The organism is Streptomyces paradoxus, from assembly GCF_014202475.1.
Taxonomy (GTDB): Bacteria; Actinomycetota; Actinomycetes; order Streptomycetales; family Streptomycetaceae; genus Streptomyces; species Streptomyces paradoxus.
Window position 1 is genome coordinate 123,669 of sequence record NZ_JACHGV010000001.1, and the last position, 17,569, is coordinate 141,237.

Here is a 17,569-nt window from a genome sequence, read left to right on the forward strand (position 1 = left end):
GTCATGTGCAGAGAGAACGGGTGTGAGCTTGTTGAACGGCTCGCGCCCGCAGGCGCGGCCCGAACGGCCTAGCTGCGGACGCGCCCACCGGCGATGGCGGCGAGAGTGGGCTGCATGACCGAACCCGGAGCCGGCGAGCGACGCAGGGGCTCGGCCCCGTCCACCAAGCGCCGGCGCACCGTGGGCGGGGCCGGGGAGGCGGCCCGGCGCGCCGCGGAGGCACTGACGGAGCTGATCAGCCACCGCCTCGAAGGGGTGTCCGCGGTGTGCCCGGGCGAGGACGACGGCTGGGTCGTCGACGTCGACGTGCTCGAACTGGCCCGCATCCCCGACACCACCAGCCTGCTCGCGACGTATCAGGTGGAACTGGACTCGTCGGGCGAACTGGTGCAGTACCGCCGGATCGCGCGCTTCCGGCGCGGCGCCCAGGACCAGTGACCGGACCGCCGCAACCGCTGACCGGAAGGACCGCCGCATGACCGTCTACAGCGACGAGATCGTCTGTTCGCCTCGCGCCGGAACGCTCTACGACGTGCTGGAGCTGATTCTCGACCGCGGCATGGTGATCGACGTCTTCGTGCGCGTCTCGCTGGTCGGGATCGAGATCATCAAGATCGACGCGCGCATCGTGGTCGCCAGCGTCGACACGTACCTGCGCTTCGCGGAGGCGTGCAACCGCCTGGATCTCGAGAACGACCCCCGCTCCAAGACCGTGCCCGAGCTGTTCGGCGGGCCGGTCTCCAAGGCCGTCGGCAAGGCGGGCGCCAAGCGTGCCGCCGGTTCCCTGACCGGCAAGGTGCGCGACTTCCTCACCCCGGACGACGACACCGAGGACGACGTGGACGACGACGAGGCCGAGGCCCGTACCGAGCGCGCCCCGCGGCCGGCCCGCAAGCGCCGCAGTGACGACGACCGCACGCGGCCCCGGCGCCGCAAGGCCGAGGAGGAATGACCGTGACGGCCACCGCCGCCCTCACCACCGCCGGCACGCTCGGCACCCTGTACGTGTACGGCATCGCCCCCGCGGGCGTCCGGTCCCCGCGGGCGCCCGGGGTGGACGGCGCGGCGGTGCGGCTGCTGACCGAGGACGGGCTCTGCGCGGCCGTCTCGGACGCCCCGGAGTCCGTCCGGGCGCGGCGACGCGACCTGATGGCCCATCAGGCGGTGCTCGGCGAACTCGCCGCGCAGGGCCCCGTCCTGCCCATGCGGTTCGCCGTCCTGACTCCCGGCGCGGAGTCGCTGCGCGGGCAACTGCGCACCGACCGAGCCCGCTTGGCGGCACAGCTCGACGTGGTACGGGGCTGCGTCGAGATGAACGTGAAGGGTGCCGTGGTGCACGGGTACTTCGCCGACCTCGTACGCCGGGACGACGCCCTGCGCACCCTCGCCCGCCAGACCCGGCACCGCCCCGGCTACGAGGCGAACGTACGGCTGGGCGAGGCGCTCGCCAAGGGTGTCGCGCGCGAGGCCCGGGGTGCGGCACGGGAGGTGCTCGCCCGCCTGGCTCCGCTCGCCGTGCGCACGGCGCCGGGTCCGGTCGACGACGAGCAGGTGCTGAGCACGTCGTTCCTGGTGCGTTCCGCCGACGAACAGCGCTTCCGGCAGGCCGTGGCCGCGCAGGCGCGCGATGTCGGGGACCGGCTGGCGCTCAGCGTGACCGGTCCGCTGCCGTGCTACAGCTTCGTCGACGCGCCGTCCGCCACCGCGGGCCGGTGACACGGTGGGACTCGTGACCGGGCTCCTGCTGCTGCCGCTCGCCCCGGTGCGCGGCACGCTCTGGGTCGCCGACCACCTGCTCCAGGAGGCCGAACGCCAGGCCGGCGATCCGCGTGCGGTGCAGGCGCGCCTGGCGGCACTCAACCGGGCCCTGGAGGAGGGCACCATCGACGAAGCGGCCTTCGAGGAAGAGGAGGAGCGGTTGCTCGCCCGCCTCGACAGTCCGGTCCGGTACACAGGACATCGCGGGGGCGCTTCGTGACCGACCTCGGCACCTGGCCCGCGGGCACCGCAGTACAGCCGGCCGGGCCGCCCTCCGGAAGCCTCGCGGACCTGCTCGAACGCGTCCTGGACAAGGGCATCGTCATCGCGGGCGACATCAAGATCGACCTGCTCGACATCGAACTGCTCACCATCCGTCTGCGCCTGTTCATCGCCTCGGTCGAGACCGCCAAGAAGGCGGGCATCGACTGGTGGGAGACGGACCCGGCGCTGTCCTCACGCGCCGCGCGTGACGCGCTCACCGAGGAGAACGCGCGTCTGCGCGCGCGTCTGCAGGCCCTTGAGGACGCCGACGCCGACACCTCCGAGGTGGACCGATGAGCACGCTGCCGGCCGACCGGGCCTCCGTGACCGGGCCGGACATGCCGCACCCCACCGTCACCTGCGTGTTCGCCGTGACGGACACGCCTCCGCCGCACGAGGCGGTGTCGGTGACGCCGGGCCATGACGGCGGCGGTCCACTGCGCGTCCTGGCCGCGGGCCCACTGCACCTGATCGTGCAGGACGTTCCCGCGGCGGCCTTCGGCGAGGAGGCGCTCGCGGAGCGGCTGAACCGGCCGGACGAGTTGGAGCGCTGCGCCCGCGCCCACCACCGGGGCGTGGAGACGGCCGCGAGCGCGGGCCCCGTCGTCCCGCTGCCGATGGCGACGCTCTACCTGGACGACCACAACGCGGTGCGGGCCGTCACCGACCGGGCCGCGTCCCTGCGCACCCTGCTGGACCGGCTGCGCAACCGCACCGAGTGGGCGGTGAAGGTACACGGCCCCGGAACCGGGCACGCGTCCGGCGCCGCCGGGGACGGGCCCGCCGACGGGCGGTCGTACCTGCGCCGGGTGAGCGAGCGGCGGCGCACCGAGCGCGAGGAGCGCGAGCGGGCCCTGGCACGGGCCCACGCCGTCGACCGGGAACTGCGGCGCTACGCCGTCGCGGCGACGCGGCACCGGCCGCAGAGCGAGCAGTTGACCGGCAGGAGCGTCCCGCAGCTGCTCAATGCGGCCTATCTGGTCGACGACGCACGGCGCGCCGAGTTCGTCCGGGCCGTCGGCGAACTGGCCCGCGACGCCCAGCAGTCGGCCCTGGAGGTCACCATGTCGGGGCCCTGGATCCCGTACTCCTTCGCCCGCTCGGACGAGGCGGAGCGCGACGCGCACGAGGAGGCCGGCGCATGACGGTACCGGTGCCCGGCGGTGCCGACCGCACGGCGGTGCCCTGGGACGGCCCGGAGCCGTACGCGCCCATCGGGGTGCCGCTCGTGGACCTGCTCGACCGGGTGCTGGCGACGGGCGTCGTGGTCAGTGGTGACCTGGTGCTGGCCATCGCCGACGTGCCGTTGGTGCGGATCTCCCTGCACGCCCTGCTGGCGTCGGTCAGCGACCGGGTCCCCTCGCCCTGGTCGGACAGCGGGCCGCTGTGACCGCGCCGCGCACCCACGCGCTGGACCTCGATCCCGAGCGCGTCACGAACGATCTGGCGGCCCTGGTGCTGACCGTGGTGGAGCTCCTGCGGCAGCTCATGGAGCGCCAGGCGGTCCGCCGTTTCGACGAGGGCACGCTCAGCGCCGAGCAGGAGGACCGGCTCGGCACCGCGCTGATGCTGCTGGACGAGCGCATGGACGAGCTCTGCGCGCAGCACGGCCTGCAACGCAGCGACCTCAATCTGGACCTCGGCCCGCTGGGTCCCCTCCTGGCCGATCCCGGCCCGTGACGAACAGACGCGAGACGGGGCCGGAGAGCACCACTCCCGGCCCCGCCCGTCCGCACCTACCGGCGAACGTTCACTGCACCCCCTGGGGGCGCGGGGAACTGCGCGACCAGCCACAACCCACCCGCAGCCGCCGCGCAACCGTCCCCGCAACGGCGCTACCGCTTCGCCTTCCGCGCGGCCCGCAGCCACTCCTTGTTCATGCTCGTGATGGACATCAACGGGATGCCCTTCGGGCAGGCGGTGGCGCACTCGCCCGCGAGCGTGCACCCGCCGAACCCCTCCTCGTCCATCTGCTCCACCATGTCCAGCACCCGCGTCTCGCGCTCGGGCGCCCCCTGGGGCAGCACGTTGAGATGGTTGATCTTCGCCGAGGTGAACAGCATCGCCGCCCCGTTCGGGCAGGCCGCCACGCACGCCCCGCACCCGATGCACTCCGCGTGCTCGAAGGCGAAGTCGGCATCCGGCTTCGGCACCGGCGTGGCGTGCGCCTCGGGAGCCGCTCCCGTCGGCGCGGTGATGTAACCGCCGGCCTGGATGATCCGGTCGAAGGCCGACCGGTCCACGACGAGGTCCTTGATCACCGGGAACGCCGACGCCCGCCACGGCTCGACGTCGATGGTGTCGCCGTCCTTGAACGACCGCATGTGCAGTTGGCAGGTCGTCGTCCGCTCGGGACCGTGCGCGTCGCCGTTGATGACGAGCGAGCACGCGCCGCAGATGCCCTCGCGGCAGTCGTGGTCGAAGGCGACCGGGTCCTCGCCCTTGACGATGAGTTCCTCATTGAGCGTGTCGAGCATCTCCAGGAAGGACATGTCGGGAGAGATCCCGTCCACCTCGTACGTGGACATCGTGCCGTCGGCGTCGGCGTTCCGCTGCCGCCAGACGCGCAGGGTGAGCTTCATGCGTAGCTCCGCTGGGTGGGGTGGACGTACTCGAAGACCAGGTCTTCCTTGTGCAGCACCGGAGGCTCGCCCGTGCCGGTGAACTCCCAGGCGGCGGCGTACGCGAACCGCTCGTCGTCGCGGGCGGCCTCGCCGTCGGGCGTCTGGGACTCCTCGCGGAAGTGGCCGCCGCAGGACTCCTCACGGTGCAGCGCGTCGAGGCACATCAGCTCGGCGAGCTCCAGGTAGTCGACGACGCGGTTGGCCTTCTCCAGCGACTGGTTGAACTCCTCACCGGTGCCGGGCACCTTGATGCGCCGCCAGAACTCCTCGCGGATCTGCGGGATGCGTTCCAGCGCCTTGCGCAGCCCGGCGTCGGTGCGGGCCATGCCGCAGAACTCCCACATGAGTTCGCCGACCTCACGGTGGAAGGAGTCGGGGGTGCGGTCGCCGTCGACGGACAGCAGCAGGTTGAGGCGGTCCTGCGTCCCGGCCAGCACTTCCTGGACGTCGGGGTGTTCGTCGGTCACCGCGTCGTGGTGGGGGTTGCGGGCCAGGTAGTCGTTGATGGTCGAGGGGAGGACGAAGTAGCCGTCCGCGAGTCCCTGCATCAGCGCCGAGGCGCCGAGGCGGTTGGCGCCGTGGTCGGAGAAGTTGGCCTCGCCGACCGCGAACAGCCCGGGGATGGTGGTCTGGAGGTCGTAGTCGACCCAGAGACCGCCCATCGTGTAGTGCACGGCGGGGTAGATCCGCATCGGCACCTCGTACGGATCCTCGTCGGTGATCCGCTGGTACATGTCGAAGAGGTTGCCGTACTTGGCCTCGACGGCCCCCCGGCCCATGCGCTCGATGGCGTCGGCGAAGTCGAGGTAGACGCCCTGGCCGCCGGGGCCCACTCCCCTGCCCTCGTCGCACACGTTCTTCGCGGCGCGCGAGGCGATGTCCCGGGGGACGAGATTGCCGAAGGACGGGTAGATGCGCTCCAGGTAGTAGTCGCGCTCGTCCTCGGGGATCTCGTTGGGGGGCCGCTGGTCGCCCTTCGCCTTCGGCACCCAGATCCGGCCGTCGTTGCGCAGCGACTCGCTCATCAGGGTCAGCTTGGACTGGTGGTCGCCGGTGCGCGGGATGCAGGTGGGGTGGATCTGGGTGAAGCAGGGGTTGGCGAACAGGGCGCCGCGCCGGTGGGCCCGCCAGATGGCGGTGGCGTTGGAGTTCATGGCGTTCGTCGACAGGTAGAAGACGTTGCCGTAGCCGCCGGAGGCGAGGACGACGGCGTCCGCGAAGTACGTGTCGATGTGCCCGGTGACGAGGTCCCGCGCCACGATGCCGCGCGCCCGCCCGTCGACGACGATCAGGTCGAGCATCTCGGTGCGCGGGTGCATCTCGACGTTCCCCGCCGCGATCTGCCGGCTGAGGGCCTGGTAGGCGCCGAGGAGGAGCTGCTGGCCCGTCTGGCCGCGGGCGTAGAAGGTGCGCGACACCTGCACGCCGCCGAACGACCGGGTGTCGAGCAGGCCGCCGTACTCGCGGGCGAACGGCACGCCCTGCGCCACGCACTGGTCGATGATCTCGACGGAGATCTGCGCGAGCCGGTGCACGTTGGACTCGCGAGCCCGGAAGTCGCCGCCCTTGACGGTGTCGTAGAACAGGCGGTGGACGGAGTCGCCGTCGTTGCGGTAGTTCTTCGCGGCGTTGATGCCGCCCTGCGCGGCGATGGAGTGGGCGCGGCGGGGCGAGTCCTGGTAGCAGAACTGGACGACGTGGTAGCCCTGTTCGGCGAGGGTGGCCCCGGCGGAGCCGCCGGCGAGGCCGGTGCCGACGACGATCACGGTGTGCTTGCGCCGGTTGGCGGGGTTGACCAGCTTGGCCTCGAAGCGGCGCTTGTCCCAGCGCTCGTTGACCGGCCCGGTGGGGGCCTTGGTGTCGGCGACCGGTTCACCGGTCGTGTAGTCGGCGTAGGAAGTCATGTTCAGCTCACCACTCCGGTCATGACGCCCACGGGTACGGCGATGAAGCCGGCCGTGAGCAGCAGCGCGAGGACGTCGGCGACGGTCTTCAGGACGCGGTCGCGGGTGCGGCTGCCCACGCCCAGGGTCTGGGCCGCGCTCCAGAAGCCGTGCCGGACGTGCAGGCCGAGGGCGAGCATCGCGACGATGTAGATGACGTTGCCGTACCAGGTGGAGAAGGTGTCCACGACGTTCTGGTACGGGTGGCCGGGCTGGAAGCCGGGGTGCACGGTGCCGGTCGTCAGGTCGAGGATGTGCCAGACGATGAACAGCCCGAGGATGATGCCGCCCCACCGCATGGTGCGCGTGGCGTAGGAGGCCCGTGCCTTCTTGTGCACGTACTTGCTCGGCCGTGCCCTGATGTCGCGGCGGCTGAGCTGGTACGCCGAGGTGGCGTGTGCGACGACGGCGACGACCAGCACGACGCGGACGAGCCAGAGCGTCCACTCGTAGTGCATGAACGGCTCGCCGACCGTGCGCAGCCAGTGCGCGTAGTGGTTGAACTCGCCCGCCCCGAAGAAGATCTTCAGGTTTCCGATCATGTGGACGACCAGGTACAGCAGCATGATCAGACCACTGACCGCCATCACGGTCTTCTTGCCGACGGTGGAGTCCCACACGGTGCGTGCGAAGGACGGCCGTCGGTCCGTCCGCGTTGCCAGAGCCATGCCGAGCACGCTACGGACGTGCGGCCGATCGGTCCAAGACATGGTCCGGCTTGAATCCATAGGCCGGGGCTATCGTAGGAGCATGCAGTTCCAGCAGCTCCAGTACTTCGTGGCCGTCGCCGAGACCCGGCACTTCACCCGGGCCGCCGATCTGGTCCATGTCGCGCAGCCGTCGCTGTCGCAGCAGATCAAGGCACTGGAGCGGGAGTTGGGAGCGGACCTGTTCCTGCGGGCCCGGGGCAACATCACGCTCACGGACGCCGGGGAGGCGCTCCTCCCGCTGGCCCGGCGGATCCTGGCCGACGCGGACACGGCGCGGCACGAGGTGCAGGAGCTGGCGCAGCTGCGGCGGGGCCGGGTGCGGCTGGGGGCGACGCCGAGTGTGTGCACTGGCCTGCTGCCGGATGTGCTGCGGGCCTTTCACGACCGCTATCCGGGGATCCGCCTGCTGATCGAGGAGGGCGGGTCGCACGACCTCGTGCGGGAGCTGGCGCGGGGCGCGCTGGATCTGGCGCTGGTCGTGCTGCCGCTGCCGACGCCGGCCCCGGCACTCACCACGGTAGAGCTGCTGCGGGAGGATCTTGTGGTGGTCTCCTCACCCGACGCGCCGAGACCCGGCGGAGGTCGGCGTACCGTGCGCGTCGCCGATCTGGAGGGTGAGCGGCTGGTGATGTTCCGGCACGGGTACGACCTGCGTGAGCTGACCGTGGCGGCCTGCCGCGCCGAGGGCTTCGAACCCGACTTCGCCGTGGAGGGCGGGGAGATGGACGCGGTGCTGGGTTTTGTGCGGGCCGGGCTGGGGGTGGCCGTCGTGCCTCGGATGGTCGCGGCGAGGTCCGGGCGCGGGCTGCGGGTCACCCCGCTGGCCCGGCCCGGACTGCATCGCACGATCGCGCTGGCGCATCGCAGTGATGTGGCTCCGCCGCGGGCCGCTCGGGAGCTTCAGCGGATGCTCCTTGAGCGGTGAGGCGGCCGGTCCCTTGAGCGCCGTGGGTGCCGAGCGCCGTGCGGGGGTGCGGGCCCGTCGTGGTTGTTCGCGCAGTTCCCCGCGCCCCTGAAGGCTTTCCCCCTACCCGGTTGCGTCCACCAGGGCCAGTTCGTGCAACCTCTCCGGGGGGCCCGGGCGGGCGTAGTACCAGCCCTGGGCCGTGTCGCAGCCGAGTATGCGGAGCTGATCGGCCTGCGCACCCGTTTCCACGCCTTCCACCGTCACCGCCAGGTCCAGGCTGTGGGCCAGGGAGACGATCCCCTCGACGATCTTGAGGTCGACGGGATCGGCCGGGAACTGCTGCATGCTCTGGGTGAAGGACCGGTCCAGCTTCAGGATGCTGACCGGCAGCCTGCGCAGGTTCGCGAGGTTGGAGTAGCCCGTACCGAAGTCGTCCAGGGCGATGTCGACGCCCATCTCGGCCAGCCGCCGCAGCGGCTTCAGCAGATCGTCGTCCGCGCCGATCAGCGCCGACTCGGTGACCTCCAGGCACAGCGCGTCCGGCTCGACGCCCGCGCGCTCCAGGATGTCGACCGTGTCCTGGACCAGCCCGGGGTGCGTCAGCTGGCACGGCGACAGATTGACGTTGATCCGCAGCGGCCCCACCGCCTCGGCGCCGCCCTGCAGTTCCCGCCACTCGCGGGCCTGGCGCACCGACTGCTCCAGCACCCACCGGCCCAGCGGCACGATCAGGCCCGTGTGCTCCGCGAGCGGGATGAAGCGGTCCGGCCCGAGCACGCCATGCTGCGGATGCAGCCAGCGCACCAGGGCCTCGGCGCCCCGGACGCTGCCGTCGCCGAGGTGGACCAGCGGCTGGTACTCGATGAAGAACTCGCCGCGCTCCAGGGCGGTGGGCAGCGCCGTGGTCAGTCCGTGCCGTGTGATGGCCCGGGCGTCCGCCTCCGGGTCGGCGAGTTCGAAGCGGTTGCCGCCCGCCGACTTGGCCCGGTACATGGTGATGTCCGCACTGCGCAGCACCTCCGCCGGACTGCGTTCCCCGGCCGGGCCCTCGACGATGCCGATGCTGCCGCGCACGGTCAGCTCCCGGCCGTCGACGCTGATCGGCGCGAGCAGGGCGTTCATGATGCGCCCGGCGAGCTCGTCGACGTCACCCGCCGTGTCGGGCCCGGTGGTCAGCGCCACGAACTCGTCGCCGCCGAGCCGGGCGACCATCTCGCCGGGTGCCGTGGCGCAGGACTGCAGCCGGTCGGCGACCTCCACCAGCAGCCGGTCGCCGGCCGCGTGGCCCAGGCTGTCGTTGATGGTCTTGAAACCGTCGAGGTCCAGGTAGCACAGCCCGAACCGCTGACCTTCCCCGGCGCCCAGTGCCTTCTCCAGGCGCTCGAAGAAGAACGTACGGTTCGGCAGGCCGGTCAGCGCGTCGTGCGTGGCCTCGTAGCGCAGCCGCAGGTTGAGCAGCCGCCGCTCGGTGGTGTCCTCCATGAGGGCCAGCTGGTACTGCGGCTCACCGTCGGCGTCCCGCAGCAGGGAGACCGTCAGGTTGGTCCACAGCACGGTTCCGTCGGGGCGGTAGAACGCCTTCTCCAGGTGGTAGTGCTCCCGGTCGCCGCGCACGAGTTCGTCGTAGAGCCGCCAGGTCTGCGGAGCGTCGTCGGGGTGGGTCCACTCCCGGACGTTGCGGCTGCGCAGCGTCTGGTCGGAGACCCCGAACATGCGCAGCAGCGCGCCGTTGACCTGCAGTATGTTGCCGTCGAGGTCGGCCATGCCGATGCCTATGGCCGCGCCCTCGAAGACGGCGCGGAACCGTGCCTCGCTCGCGTGCAGGGCCTGTGCCACCACGCCCTGGGCTTTGAGAGCGGCCTGTGCGATGGCCTCCTGCTCGGCCAGGGTCCGCTCGCGCAGCGCCCGGGCGAAACCGGCGGCCATCGCGTGCTGGAGCCGCGCGCACCGGGCCCGCAGGTCCTCCTGGTCTCCGTCGCCGCCGCAGTACAGGACCAGGTAGGCGTCGACGCAGTCCAGGGTGCGGCTGAGCGCCTCCGGGTCGGTGCAGTGCGCGTCCACGAGGGCGGCGCCGACCGCCCTGCCCGCGTCGGAGTCGAAGGCCCGGGCCAGCAGTGCCTCGCTCAGCCGCCGGGCCAGGGGCAACAGGTGTGCCTCGAACTCGGTGCGGGTCGACGACGTCGAGGTCACCGGGAAGACGGCCCGGCTCCAGATCGTCGCGAATCTGCGCAGTCTGTCCTCCGGCCCGTCCGGTTCCGCGGTCACGCCGTACGCCCCACGCCCGCGAACCCGGAGAACGCGTACGGATCCTCGTCCTCCGTTGCGGTGTCGGGCCGCCAGCGCGGCATCGCCACCAGTCCGGGTTCCACCATGTCGTACCCCTCGAAGAACCGCGCGATCTCCTCGCGCGAGCGCATGATCAGCGGGTTGCGGATGCCCTCGTACACGTCCACCGCGCCTCCGGCCCGCTCCGGCGGCAGCGGGATCCCCTCGTAGGAGGCGTGGGTGAGCACGAGCAGGCTGCCGGGCGCGAGCGCCTCGCGCAGTTCGGCCACGGCCCCGTACGGGTCGTCCTCGTCTTCCACGAAGTGCAGTATGGCAACGAGGAGCAGCGCCACTGGCTGATTCAGGTCGATCAGCCGCTCCACCTCGGGGCTGCGCAGGATCTCCTGGGGCTTGCGCAGGTCCGCGGCGACGACGCCCGCGTCGTCGTTGGCCTCCAGGACCGCCTGGCTGTGCGCCACGGCCACCGGGTCGTGGTCGACGTACACCACACGCGCGCCGGGGCGGGCGGCCTGCGCCACCTCGTGCACATTGCCGAAGGTGGGGATGCCGGAGCCGATGTCCAGGAACTGGGTGACGCCCTGGGAGGCCGCGTAGCGCACGGCACGGCGCATGAACGCGCGGTTCGCCTGCATGATCTTGGGGAGTCCCGGCATGAACTCCATGGCCCTGCGGGCCGCTTCGCGGTCGACCTCGAAGTTGTGCGATCCGCCCAGGTAGTAGTCGTACATCCGGGAGACGCTGGGCACCGATATGTCGATGCTCCGTGGGGCCCAGGCGGGACGCTCCATCTATCTCTCCAAGGCGTAGGCGATCCGGTGTTCGAGCAGAGGCTACTGATCGCCCGCCAATGGAGCGACCCGAAACGGAAATTGACCATCCGTTCCCGGTCACTGCCTGCGGCACGTGCCGAATTGATACCCCTCCACATGACCTTCGAACACACGACGAACAGCGTTCGAGGCATTCCGGAGAGTTCCGGTGCGGAAGGTTAAAGGTGTCAGTAATTCGTTGAGTTCAGGTGAAGCACGGCAAAACGGTCCGCCCCTCCGTGGGGCACGGAGGGGCGGACCGGGTCTGCGCTTCGGGTGGACGAGCTGATCAACCCTGGGGAGGTCTCTCTACTTCTCCGACGCGCCGACCAGCTTTCCGTCGGGGCGCACGGCGAACCAAGTTCCGCCGACCCCCTGGCCGTTGGTGTCACCCGGGGCCTTGTCGCCGGCGAAGGTGTAGATGGGCGAGCAGTTGATCGTCTGCTGCTTGCCCTTGCCGTCGGTCCGGTCGAAGATCATGTACCCCTTCTTCTGGATGCCCTTGGTGTCGGCGAAGTCGACGGGCTCCACGAGCGGCCACTTCTCCAGGCACTCACCGGTGCAGTTGGAGACCGGCTTGGGCCAGGCCTCGTCCTTCTTGAACCGGTAGACGGTCATGCCGTTCTTGTCGACGACGATCTCGCCGAGCTTGGGGTCGTTGCGCGTGGACAGCCCGGCCTGGACCGCTTCGCCGCCGCCCTCCGCACCGGCCTCCGCACCGCCCTGCGCCTTCTTGCCGTCGGGGGCGAGCGCGTACCACTTCCCGCCCACGCCCTGGCCCTTGACGTCTCCGGCGTTGACGTCCTTGGCGTAGCGGTAGGCGGGCCAGCCGCCGACCGTGAGCTGCTTGGTGCCGTCGGCCCGGGTGACCGAGCCGAGCAGCGCCTTGTCGATGCCCTCGCCGGCCTCGGCATCGTCGGCCGGAACCGGCGGCCAGGTCTTGGCGCAGTCACCGTCGCAGTTCGACTTGGGCGGCTGCTCGGTGTCCTGGTCGAACCGGTACAGGGTGAGGCCGAGGCTGTCGGTGACCACCTTGCCGACCTTCTCGGCGGTGGAGACGGACAGCTTGCCGGCGGGGTTGGACGGGCTGGAGGCGCTCGGTGCCGCCGGCTGGCCGGTCGCGGCACCGCCCGCGGCGCCCGCGGTACCCGAGCCGATGCTTCCGTAGTCCCCGGGCGCGGCCGTGGCGCCCACGTTCTGGCTGGCCGCCGGTGGGCTGTCCTGACCGCACGCCGTCGTCAGCGCCAGGACCGCCGCGGCGCTCGCCACGAGTGAGGCGCTCCGCCAGGAGGTCTTCATCGTCAACTCCCCATAATCGCAAGGGTGTTGCAGCGCCCTGCTGCGCCGCCGCACGGTCATGAGTACGCACGGGAGCAGGGATTGTGTTCAACCGTCGGCCAAATTTCTTTCCGGAACCCCCGACGGGCACCGCACGCAGTGGCACGCACGTACGCATCGAGCTCCCTATGAGCGACCGCTGATCAAACCGGTGGCACCCGGAGATCCCTCTTTCGGGGCAATCCCCTTGCACCCCGGCACGTCCCGGCGGCACAGGGCTCATGATCTTCGTCGTGCATGGACCCCTCTCGACTCAACCCGCCCTCGCGGCACGGGCCTTGGCGGCGGCGACGCTGACCTGGGCGCTCGTCGGCGCACCGGCCGGGGTCGCGGTGGCCGACGCCTGCGCGTACGCCTCGACGGGGCCGGAGGGCACCGAGGCGGTGGCGTACGCCGGAAGCAAGAAGACCTGGCCGACCAAGCCGCCGTGCCCGCCCCCCACACCGAGCCCCTCGCCCACGCCGACCCCGCCTCCAGAACCGACGCCCCCGCCGAAACCGCCCCCGACGCCGGAGCCACCGCCGCCTCCGAAGCCGCCACCCCCGAAGCCGGCCCCCACGGCCGAACCCGCGCCGCCGCCCGCGCCACGACCGGTGCCGGCCCCGCCCCGGCCGGTACCGGAGCCCGCGCTGCCGGCACCCGCTCCCCCGGCGCCCGCTCCGCCGGCACCGGCCCCGCCGGCCACACCGGCGCCTCGTCCGTACGCGACGCCCGTGCACTACCCGCGCTACCGCGCCGCGCCGCCCCGGCCGCGGCCGGCCGGCGGCGCGCTGTCGCCGCTCACCTTCGTCCTGCTCGTCACGGTGCCCGCGGTGGTGGCCGTCGCCGCGCTGCGCGCGCGCTGATCCCTGAAGCCCTGGAGGTACCCCTTGCCGGAATGGCTTGTTCTCACCCTCGCGATGCTGGCCGCCTGTGCCGTGGTGGTCGTCATCACCTTCGTACGCCACCGCGCGGCGCCCGAGGACGAGGACCCCAGTGAGACCCCGGACGTCATCGAGTACATGACGATGTGGATCGGCGTGGTCTACGCCATCGTCCTGGGCCTGGCGATCGCCGGTGTCTGGGAGGGGCGCAGCGCCGCGCAGGACCACGTGCAGGCCGAGGCGACCGCGCTGCACGAGATCTCGGAGCGGGTACGGGTCTATCCGGCGGAGGAACGCGACCGCATCCGGGACGACATCCGGACGTATGTGAGCCATGTCGTGACCACCGAGTGGGACACGATGGCCGACCAGGGCGAGGTGACCGAGCGCGGCGCCCGGCTCTTCGAGCGGATCCGCCAGGACGTCACCGACTACGAGCCGGTCACGGACTTCGAGGCCCAGGCCTACCAGCCGCTGCTGGACCAGGTGACCGCGGCGAACCAGGCCCGGATCGGCCGGGCGGAGTCGACCGGGGAGACCATGCCGGGTGTGGTGTGGTTCGGGCTGATCGCCGGGGCCGTCGTCACCATCGGCATGATCTTCGCGCTGCAGATCCGCAGAACGACACGCGAGCTGGTCCTGGCGGGGCTGTTCTCGGCGCTGATCGCCTTCCTGCTGTTCCTGATCTGGGACTTCGACTCCCCCTACAGCAGGGGCGTGACCGCCTCGGCCGACCCGTTCCTGAATCTCTTCCCGGGCGTCGGGGACTGACGGCGGCTCGCAGCACGGATCAGGGCCGGGGGACGCGCGACACACCGTCGCCGTCCCCCGGCCGCGTGGTCGGTGTTCCCCCGGGCGGCCCACACCCATGCCCCATTCGCACTACTGCGATCGCGCCACCCCGCATGCTTTCTTAGCGTTTCGGGCATCGAGGTGCATTTGTGACGTGAGCGGAACAGGTCCGCGGCTGCTCCTCGGGGACCCGGAGGATTCACCATGCGCGCGATATGCCTCGCTTCGGCCGTAGTGCTGGGCGCCGGCGCCCTCACCTCTTGCGTGCCCGCCGCCGACGCGGCGATCCATACCCACTTCGGTTTCAGCGTCGAGCCCTCCACCGTCAGGGCGGGGGGTGACGTCACCCTGCGGGTGGTACGCAACAAGGCGTGCCAGGGTGAGGCGGCGGTCAACTCACCGGTCTTCGACCTGGTCACCATCCCGCCGGACGAGTCCTGGGCGACGGCCACCGTCGACTGGGACGCCAAGCCCGGTGCCGTGTACGACGTGGAATTCGAGTGCGACAAGTCGAGCGGCACCGCGCGTCTGACGATCGCGGGCGGCCATCCGACGCACCATCCCACCCATCACCCGACGCACCACCCCCACAAGGGTGTGCACGCCGGGGAGGGCGGCACCATCGCCGGCTTCGACCTCAAGGAGATCGGCCTCGGCGCCGCGCTCATCGCCGGGTCGCTCGGCGTCGCCTACCACTTCTCGCGCCGCCGCACCGACGAGGACGCCGGCTGACGCCTCGCGCACCGCAGGTCTTCGCCCCGGCCCTTCCTTCGACGAGGAAGAGCCGGGGCGAAGGCCGTTCACGTGCGAGGTGACGACGCTCGGAAGAAGCGTGCCGCGAGGCGTCAGATGTTGCGCTCGGCCCGGCGGCGCATCCAGAACACACCGCCGCCGACCACGGCCGCGGCCACGAGACCACCGCCGATGGCCATGTCGGTCGGCGTCGCACCGGTGGTGCTGCTGCCGCCGATACCGCCGCGGACACCGCCGATGACGGTGAAGGCCTGGGGCTTGGTCATCCGCCTGCCGTTGCAGTCGACCGTGATGTCGTACGAACCCGGGCGGGCGTCGCTGTGGATGGTGGCGGTGCCCCGCGCGGTCCCGCTGCCGACGCCTCCCCGGGCGCCCTCGTTGCCCTTGCCGCCACCGCTGACCGGCGAGAGCTGCGTCGGCGAGAACGCGTTGGACGTCGCCGTGCCGCCGTTGCGGCAGTCGTCGACGGTGATGGTCAGCTGGCCGCCGCGGGCGATCACGCTGGGCAGGGCGGTGATGTTGCTGGGCGTGTCCCACGCGACGGCCGCGGGGGCGGAGAGGCCGAGGGCGGCGACCGCTGCGCCGGCGACCGCCAGGGCACGAGTGTTACGCATGTGAACCTCCGCGGAAGACGCCCCGGGACCCGTCCCCGGTCGATCGGCGAGAAAGCGCCTCCCAGAAAGACAGTCAGTTGCCGTGCCGCTAGCCGCACTTCGGGAATGGTCCGTCCTGGTGAGCGAAGGCGGCGCGGGAAAACCGCGCAATCGGACATCATCGCAGGTCACGGGCCGTCAGAAATTTCCTCGCGGCGGCAACTCGGATGGCGCACCTCATGTCCGCGGGCCACCCCACCCCTTCCGGCCCGGGCCACCCGTTCGCCCCCGCCCCGTCGCCGGTTTCGTGCGGGCCGCTTAGCGTTCTGATATGCGCGATGGGCACGGCCGCGTAGAGAGGGGATGGCGAATGTCTGCGTCCGAGCTGGCCGAGGCGGAAGAGGAGGCGCGGCGGAAGAAGCGCGCCCCGTGGGGCGTCATAGCGCTGGTTCTGCTGACCGGCCTCGCGCTCATCCGGAATGGATCGGGGGAGTTCGACGAGGGCCCGCCGCAGCCGGCGACGGCGGCCGCGGCGGACACCCGGGTACCGGGCGGCACCTTCGCCGGAGCCGTGCCGCCCTTGCCCTACGCCCTCCCGGACCGGGTCCGGATCCCGGCGATCCAGGTCGACGCGCCGATCATCCCCGTCGGCCTGGACACGGACGGCTGGGTCGGCGCACCGCCCCCGGAGGACCCCAACCTGGCCGGCTGGTTCACCGGTGCCGTCACCCCCGGCGAGAAGGGCACCGCGGTGGTGGTCGGTCACGTCGACAACCAGCAGGGCCCTGCCGTGTTCTACGGACTCGGGGCCCTGAGGCAGGGAAACCGCGTCGAGGTCGCCCGGCAGGACGGAAAGACCGCCGAGTTCGAGGTCTACGGCGTCGAGGTGTTCGAGAAGGACAACTTCCCCGGCGATCGTGTCTACGCGTCCAAGGGCGCGGCGGAACTGCGGGTCATCACCTGCGGCGGTGGTTTCTCCCAGCAGGAGGGCTACGCGGGGAACGTCGTCGCCTTCGCCCGCCTGGTCGAGGTGCGCTGAGCGCTCCCGGCCGGGCGGGCGAAAGCCCCGGTGTTCCTACGCGTAGTGCCGCCGGGGCACCGTGACGTGGTAGCCGGAGTCCAGCAGTTCGGGAAGGTAGCGCCGCAGGGCCCGCACACTCTGCGAGCGGTCGCCCCCGGCGTCGTGCGCGAGCACCACGACGCCGGGGGCGGCGCCGCGTTCGACCCGTCTCGCGATGGACCGGGCCCCGGGGGTCCTCCAGTCGAGGGTGTCGACCGTCCAGGCCAGCGGTTCCATGCCGAGTTCGGCGCCGATCTGGAAGGCGGCGCGGTTCCAGGCTCCGTAGGGCGCGCGGAACCACTCGGGGCGCTCCCCGTAGGCGTCCTCGATGACGTCGGAGGTGCGTTCCATCTCGGAGCGGATCTGCTTGCGGGTGAGGCGGGTGAGCAACGGGTGGGACCAGGTGTGGTTCCCCACGACGTGGCCCTCGTCGGCCATCCGGGCCAGCATCCTCCTGCCGCCGGCGACCATCTCGCCGCACACGAAGAACATCGCGCGCACGTCGTACTCGGCCAGGGTGTCCAGGATGTCCGGGGTGTAGCGGGGATCGGGGCCGTCGTCGAAGGTCAGCACCATGGTGCGGCCCCGGCCGGACACGCGCAGCAGCGGTTCGCGGCGCACCAGGGTCCGCCGGGGCGCGGCGCGCGGCGGGCCGTAGCCGGTCAGGGGCTGCAGCCGGTACGCGGAGGACTTGACGAGGCGGCGGGTCTGGGAGCCCGCGGCCGGGGCGGACGTGACGGGTCCGTCCCCGGTGACAGCAGTGACCACTCCGGCCGTAGCGACCGCCCCCATGGCGCCGGCCCCCGCGATCAACGCCCGGCGCCGGGTGAGCAGCCGGGTGAGCAACTGATCCTTCTTCATGACTCATC

General features: G+C 71.6%; 22 protein-coding genes. 13 read left to right on the forward strand and 9 right to left on the reverse strand.

The window, feature by feature from the left end; genetic code table 11:
- The first annotated feature begins 114 nt into the window (after nucleotides 1-114).
- From gvpO to HNR57_RS00650, 8 genes are read left to right on the forward strand one after another with little or no spacing between them, the layout of a single operon-like run.
- Nucleotides 115-438 carry a gas vesicle protein GvpO gene (gene gvpO, locus HNR57_RS00615; protein WP_184554177.1) on the forward strand — a complete coding sequence of 108 codons (324 nt, stop codon included), beginning with the start codon at nucleotides 115-117 and terminating at the stop codon, nucleotides 436-438.
- Nucleotides 439-475: 37 nt separating this feature from the next.
- Entirely contained in the window at nucleotides 476-952 is a 477-nt protein-coding gene (locus HNR57_RS00620; protein WP_184554180.1) for a gas vesicle structural protein GvpA, read from the forward strand.
- Nucleotides 949-1,716 carry a GvpL/GvpF family gas vesicle protein gene (locus tag HNR57_RS00625; RefSeq protein WP_184554183.1) on the forward strand — a complete coding sequence of 256 codons (768 nt, stop codon included), beginning with the start codon at nucleotides 949-951 and terminating at the stop codon, nucleotides 1,714-1,716. The genes HNR57_RS00620 and HNR57_RS00625 overlap by 4 nt, the downstream gene beginning before the upstream one ends.
- A 4-nt stretch (nucleotides 1,717-1,720) precedes the next feature.
- On the forward strand, nucleotides 1,721-1,978 hold the full coding sequence (locus HNR57_RS00630; protein WP_184554186.1) for a gas vesicle protein GvpG: 258 nt from the start codon (nucleotides 1,721-1,723) through the stop codon (nucleotides 1,976-1,978).
- On the forward strand, nucleotides 1,975-2,319 hold the full coding sequence (locus tag HNR57_RS00635; RefSeq protein WP_184554189.1) for a gas vesicle protein: 345 nt from the start codon (nucleotides 1,975-1,977) through the stop codon (nucleotides 2,317-2,319). The genes HNR57_RS00630 and HNR57_RS00635 overlap by 4 nt, the downstream gene beginning before the upstream one ends.
- Nucleotides 2,316-3,167, forward strand: coding sequence for a GvpL/GvpF family gas vesicle protein (locus HNR57_RS00640; protein WP_184554192.1), 852 nt, complete (start codon nucleotides 2,316-2,318; stop codon nucleotides 3,165-3,167). The genes HNR57_RS00635 and HNR57_RS00640 overlap by 4 nt, the downstream gene beginning before the upstream one ends.
- The gene (locus HNR57_RS00645; RefSeq protein WP_184554195.1) at nucleotides 3,164-3,412 is read left to right on the forward strand and encodes a gas vesicle protein; all 249 of its coding nucleotides are present in this window, start codon (nucleotides 3,164-3,166) and stop codon (nucleotides 3,410-3,412) included. Before HNR57_RS00640 ends, HNR57_RS00645 begins: the two co-directional genes overlap by 4 nt.
- Nucleotides 3,409-3,702, forward strand: coding sequence for a gas vesicle protein K (locus tag HNR57_RS00650; RefSeq protein WP_184554197.1), 294 nt, complete (start codon nucleotides 3,409-3,411; stop codon nucleotides 3,700-3,702). The genes HNR57_RS00645 and HNR57_RS00650 overlap by 4 nt, the downstream gene beginning before the upstream one ends.
- 155 nt (nucleotides 3,703-3,857) lie before the next feature.
- On the opposite strand, the gene HNR57_RS00655 is transcribed toward HNR57_RS00650, so the two are convergent.
- The 3 genes from HNR57_RS00655 to HNR57_RS00665 are packed head-to-tail and all read right to left on the reverse strand — an operon-like array spanning nucleotide 3,858 to nucleotide 7,257.
- Nucleotides 3,858-4,604: a succinate dehydrogenase/fumarate reductase iron-sulfur subunit gene (locus HNR57_RS00655; protein ID WP_184554199.1), complete on the reverse strand. Its 747-nt coding sequence runs from the start codon at nucleotides 4,602-4,604 to the stop codon at nucleotides 3,858-3,860.
- On the reverse strand, nucleotides 4,601-6,550 hold the full coding sequence (locus HNR57_RS00660; RefSeq protein ID WP_184554202.1) for a fumarate reductase/succinate dehydrogenase flavoprotein subunit: 1,950 nt from the start codon (nucleotides 6,548-6,550) through the stop codon (nucleotides 4,601-4,603). Before HNR57_RS00660 ends, HNR57_RS00655 begins: the two co-directional genes overlap by 4 nt.
- 2 nt (nucleotides 6,551-6,552) lie before the next feature.
- Nucleotides 6,553-7,257 carry a succinate dehydrogenase gene (locus HNR57_RS00665; RefSeq protein ID WP_184554205.1) on the reverse strand — a complete coding sequence of 235 codons (705 nt, stop codon included), beginning with the start codon at nucleotides 7,255-7,257 and terminating at the stop codon, nucleotides 6,553-6,555.
- Nucleotides 7,258-7,339: 82 nt separating this feature from the next.
- On the opposite strand from HNR57_RS00665, the gene HNR57_RS00670 reads away from it, so the two are divergent.
- Nucleotides 7,340-8,224, forward strand: a complete 885-nt coding sequence (locus HNR57_RS00670; protein ID WP_184554207.1) for a LysR family transcriptional regulator — start codon at nucleotides 7,340-7,342, stop codon at nucleotides 8,222-8,224.
- Between the two features lie 102 nt (nucleotides 8,225-8,326).
- On the opposite strand, the gene HNR57_RS00675 is transcribed toward HNR57_RS00670, so the two are convergent.
- From HNR57_RS00675 to HNR57_RS39310, 4 genes are all read right to left on the reverse strand, one after another.
- A complete protein-coding gene (locus tag HNR57_RS00675; protein ID WP_184554210.1) occupies nucleotides 8,327-10,471 on the reverse strand; it encodes a putative bifunctional diguanylate cyclase/phosphodiesterase in 2,145 nt (714 codons plus the stop codon).
- Nucleotides 10,468-11,280 carry an SAM-dependent methyltransferase gene (locus tag HNR57_RS00680; protein WP_184554213.1) on the reverse strand — a complete coding sequence of 271 codons (813 nt, stop codon included), beginning with the start codon at nucleotides 11,278-11,280 and terminating at the stop codon, nucleotides 10,468-10,470. Before HNR57_RS00680 ends, HNR57_RS00675 begins: the two co-directional genes overlap by 4 nt.
- A 330-nt stretch (nucleotides 11,281-11,610) precedes the next feature.
- Nucleotides 11,611-12,600 (reverse strand): SCO0930 family lipoprotein, encoded by a 990-nt coding sequence (locus HNR57_RS00685; protein WP_184554216.1) that lies wholly within the window; start codon nucleotides 12,598-12,600, stop codon nucleotides 11,611-11,613.
- Between the two features lie 292 nt (nucleotides 12,601-12,892).
- Nucleotides 12,893-13,099, reverse strand: a complete 207-nt coding sequence (locus tag HNR57_RS39310; protein WP_184554218.1) for a hypothetical protein — start codon at nucleotides 13,097-13,099, stop codon at nucleotides 12,893-12,895.
- Between the two features lie 253 nt (nucleotides 13,100-13,352).
- Here HNR57_RS39310 and HNR57_RS40210 point away from each other — a divergent pair, with 253 nt between their 5' ends.
- The 3 genes from HNR57_RS40210 to HNR57_RS00700 all read left to right on the forward strand — a co-directional run bounded on the left by HNR57_RS40210 (nucleotide 13,353) and on the right by HNR57_RS00700 (nucleotide 15,026).
- Nucleotides 13,353-13,484 carry a hypothetical protein gene (locus HNR57_RS40210; protein ID WP_281403859.1) on the forward strand — a complete coding sequence of 44 codons (132 nt, stop codon included), beginning with the start codon at nucleotides 13,353-13,355 and terminating at the stop codon, nucleotides 13,482-13,484.
- Nucleotides 13,485-13,538: 54 nt separating this feature from the next.
- The gene (locus HNR57_RS00695) at nucleotides 13,539-14,273 is read left to right on the forward strand and encodes a bestrophin-like domain (protein WP_184556439.1); all 735 of its coding nucleotides are present in this window, start codon (nucleotides 13,539-13,541) and stop codon (nucleotides 14,271-14,273) included.
- A gap of 225 nt (nucleotides 14,274-14,498) precedes the next feature.
- On the forward strand, nucleotides 14,499-15,026 hold the full coding sequence (locus HNR57_RS00700; RefSeq protein ID WP_184554221.1) for a hypothetical protein: 528 nt from the start codon (nucleotides 14,499-14,501) through the stop codon (nucleotides 15,024-15,026).
- A 113-nt stretch (nucleotides 15,027-15,139) separates the two neighbouring features.
- Here the strand turns inward: HNR57_RS00700 and HNR57_RS00705 are convergent, their stop codons facing one another.
- A complete protein-coding gene (locus HNR57_RS00705; protein WP_184554224.1) occupies nucleotides 15,140-15,661 on the reverse strand; it encodes a hypothetical protein in 522 nt (173 codons plus the stop codon).
- 349 nt (nucleotides 15,662-16,010) lie between these two features.
- On the opposite strand from HNR57_RS00705, the gene HNR57_RS00710 reads away from it, so the two are divergent.
- Complete coding sequence (locus HNR57_RS00710; RefSeq protein WP_184554226.1) at nucleotides 16,011-16,679, forward strand: class F sortase; 669 nt, start codon at nucleotides 16,011-16,013, stop codon at nucleotides 16,677-16,679.
- A gap of 36 nt (nucleotides 16,680-16,715) precedes the next feature.
- Here the strand turns inward: HNR57_RS00710 and HNR57_RS00715 are convergent, their stop codons facing one another.
- Nucleotides 16,716-17,561 (reverse strand): polysaccharide deacetylase family protein, encoded by an 846-nt coding sequence (locus HNR57_RS00715; protein ID WP_184554229.1) that lies wholly within the window; start codon nucleotides 17,559-17,561, stop codon nucleotides 16,716-16,718.
- Between the last annotated feature and the right edge of the window lie 8 nt (nucleotides 17,562-17,569).

Excerpts from the sequence above, each read along its gene's own strand:
- HNR57_RS00700 (WP_184554221.1), top strand. The coding sequence starts at position 14,499 with ATGCGCGCGATATGCCTCGCTTCGGCCGTAGTGCTGGGCGCCGGCGCC.
- HNR57_RS00665 (WP_184554205.1), bottom strand. The coding sequence starts at position 7,257 with ATGGCTCTGGCAACGCGGACGGACCGACGGCCGTCCTTCGCACGCACC.
- HNR57_RS00625 (WP_184554183.1), top strand. The coding sequence starts at position 949 with ATGACCGTGACGGCCACCGCCGCCCTCACCACCGCCGGCACGCTCGGC.
- HNR57_RS00680 (WP_184554213.1), bottom strand. The coding sequence starts at position 11,280 with ATGGAGCGTCCCGCCTGGGCCCCACGGAGCATCGACATATCGGTGCCC.
- HNR57_RS00655 (WP_184554199.1), bottom strand. The coding sequence starts at position 4,604 with ATGAAGCTCACCCTGCGCGTCTGGCGGCAGCGGAACGCCGACGCCGAC.
- HNR57_RS00685 (WP_184554216.1), bottom strand. The coding sequence starts at position 12,600 with ATGAAGACCTCCTGGCGGAGCGCCTCACTCGTGGCGAGCGCCGCGGCG.
- gvpO (WP_184554177.1), top strand. The coding sequence starts at position 115 with ATGACCGAACCCGGAGCCGGCGAGCGACGCAGGGGCTCGGCCCCGTCC.
- HNR57_RS00695 (WP_184556439.1), top strand. The coding sequence starts at position 13,539 with ATGCTGGCCGCCTGTGCCGTGGTGGTCGTCATCACCTTCGTACGCCAC.
- HNR57_RS00645 (WP_184554195.1), top strand. The coding sequence starts at position 3,164 with ATGACGGTACCGGTGCCCGGCGGTGCCGACCGCACGGCGGTGCCCTGG.
- HNR57_RS00710 (WP_184554226.1), top strand. The coding sequence starts at position 16,011 with ATGTCTGCGTCCGAGCTGGCCGAGGCGGAAGAGGAGGCGCGGCGGAAG.
- HNR57_RS00640 (WP_184554192.1), top strand. The coding sequence starts at position 2,316 with ATGAGCACGCTGCCGGCCGACCGGGCCTCCGTGACCGGGCCGGACATG.
- HNR57_RS00660 (WP_184554202.1), bottom strand. The coding sequence starts at position 6,550 with ATGACTTCCTACGCCGACTACACGACCGGTGAACCGGTCGCCGACACC.
- HNR57_RS00705 (WP_184554224.1), bottom strand. The coding sequence starts at position 15,661 with ATGCGTAACACTCGTGCCCTGGCGGTCGCCGGCGCAGCGGTCGCCGCC.
- HNR57_RS00620 (WP_184554180.1), top strand. The coding sequence starts at position 476 with ATGACCGTCTACAGCGACGAGATCGTCTGTTCGCCTCGCGCCGGAACG.
- HNR57_RS00670 (WP_184554207.1), top strand. The coding sequence starts at position 7,340 with ATGCAGTTCCAGCAGCTCCAGTACTTCGTGGCCGTCGCCGAGACCCGG.
- HNR57_RS00715 (WP_184554229.1), bottom strand. The coding sequence starts at position 17,561 with ATGAAGAAGGATCAGTTGCTCACCCGGCTGCTCACCCGGCGCCGGGCG.